Raw genomic sequence first — 1,690 nt, 5'->3', positions numbered from 1 at the left:
GGGTCGGCGCCCGACAAAGTGAACTCGTCGGTGTGGCAGATGCCGGTTGCCTTGATCTCGACCAGCACCTCGCCATCACGAGGACCGTCGAGGTCGACCTCCATGATCTGCAGCGGCTTTCCGGCGGCGACAGCGACTGCGGCGCGGGTTTTCATCAGGCAATCCTCCCAAGGCAAATCTGCAGTCCAAGCTTAGATTTAACTTACCTCTCAACTCTGCGCTATGCACGAAGCGACGTTCCGACCCCGGATTTTCGTCAGTGCCCGCGGATTTGCATTCGAGATAGGCCCCGACTTTGCCTTGACCGGCCCCCTGAAGCCCATAAAACGGGAAGCCCATAAAAGAAGGGCAGCCGAGGGACGAGGCCTGCATGTTCACAAAGATCCTGATCGCCAACCGTGGCGAGATCGCCTGCCGCGTGATCAAGACGGCGCGCAAGATGGGCATCGCCACCGTCGCGGTCTATTCCGACGCCGACCGCGATGCCGTGCATGTCGAAATGGCCGACGAGGCGGTGCATATCGGCCCTTCGCCCGCTGCACAAAGTTATCTGGTCCCGGAAAAGATCATCGCCGCCTGCAAGGCGACAGGGGCTGAGGCCGTGCATCCAGGCTACGGTTTCCTGTCCGAGCGGGCATCCTTTTGCGAAGCGCTGGAGCGGGAAGGCATCGTCTTCATCGGCCCGAAGCCCAAGGCCATCAAGGCGATGGGCGACAAGATCGAATCGAAGAAGTTCGCCAACGCCGCCAAGGTGTCGACGGTGCCCGGCTGGCTTGGTGTCATCGAAAACGCCGCCCATGCCGAAAAGATCGCCGGCGAAATCGGCTATCCCGTGATGATCAAGGCCTCGGCCGGCGGCGGCGGCAAGGGCATGCGCATCGCCTGGAGCAAGGCAGAGGTGCGCGACGGCTTCGACCGGGCGCGGTCGGAGGCCAAGAGCTCGTTCGGCGACGACCGCGTCTTCATCGAGAAGTTCATCGTCGATCCGCGCCATATCGAAATCCAGGTGCTCGCCGACGCCCATGGCAACACGCTCCATCTCGGCGAGCGCGAATGCTCGATCCAGCGACGCAACCAGAAGGTCGCCGAGGAGGCGCCGTCGCCGTTCCTCGACGCCAGAACGCGGAAAGCCATGGGCGAGCAGTCGGTGGCGCTGGCCAAGGCAGTCGACTATCAGAGCGCCGGCACGGTCGAGTTCATCGTCGACAGCGACAAGAACTTCTATTTCCTTGAAATGAATACGCGATTGCAGGTCGAGCATCCGGTAACGGAGCTTGTCACCGGCATCGATCTGGTCGAGCAGATGATCCGGGTGGCGGCCGGCGAAAAGCTCGCCATCAAACAGAGCGACGTCAAGCTGAACGGCTGGGCGATGGAAAGCCGTCTCTATGCCGAAGACCCGTATCGCAATTTTCTGCCGTCGATTGGCCGGCTGACGAAATACCGGCCGCCGGAAGAGGGGCAATTCGGCGAGCTCGTCATCCGCAACGATACCGGCGTCACCGAAGGCTCGGAAATCTCGATGTTCTATGACCCGATGGTCGCCAAGCTGTGCACCTGGGCGCAGACACGGCTCGCGGCAATAGATGCGATGTCGGAGGCGCTGGACAGTTTTGTCGTCGATGGCATCGAGCACAACATCCCGTTTCTGGCGGCGCTGATGGAGCCTCCGCGCTGGCGGGAAGGGCGG

The 1,690-nt window shown here is 61.9% G+C and carries 1 protein-coding gene and 1 pseudogene; one reads left to right on the top strand and one right to left on the bottom strand.

Features of this window, described 5'->3' with window-relative positions; all coding sequences use genetic code 11:
• Positions 1–155 (bottom strand): annotated as a pseudogene (locus NKJ08_RS38640) (S-(hydroxymethyl)glutathione dehydrogenase); the annotation flags it as partial.
• Between the two features lie 215 nt (positions 156–370).
• On the opposite strand from NKJ08_RS38640, the gene NKJ08_RS38635 reads away from it, so the two are divergent.
• On the top strand, positions 371–1,690 hold a 1,320-nt coding region (locus NKJ08_RS38635), incomplete at its 3' end, for an acetyl-CoA carboxylase biotin carboxylase subunit (protein ID WP_352786387.1).

The organism is Mesorhizobium sp. M0244 (assembly GCF_040321795.1).
Lineage (GTDB): Bacteria > Pseudomonadota > Alphaproteobacteria > Rhizobiales > Rhizobiaceae > Mesorhizobium.
The sequence above is the reverse complement of the archived record's forward strand: the minus strand, read 5'-3'. Positions and strand labels throughout refer to the sequence as shown.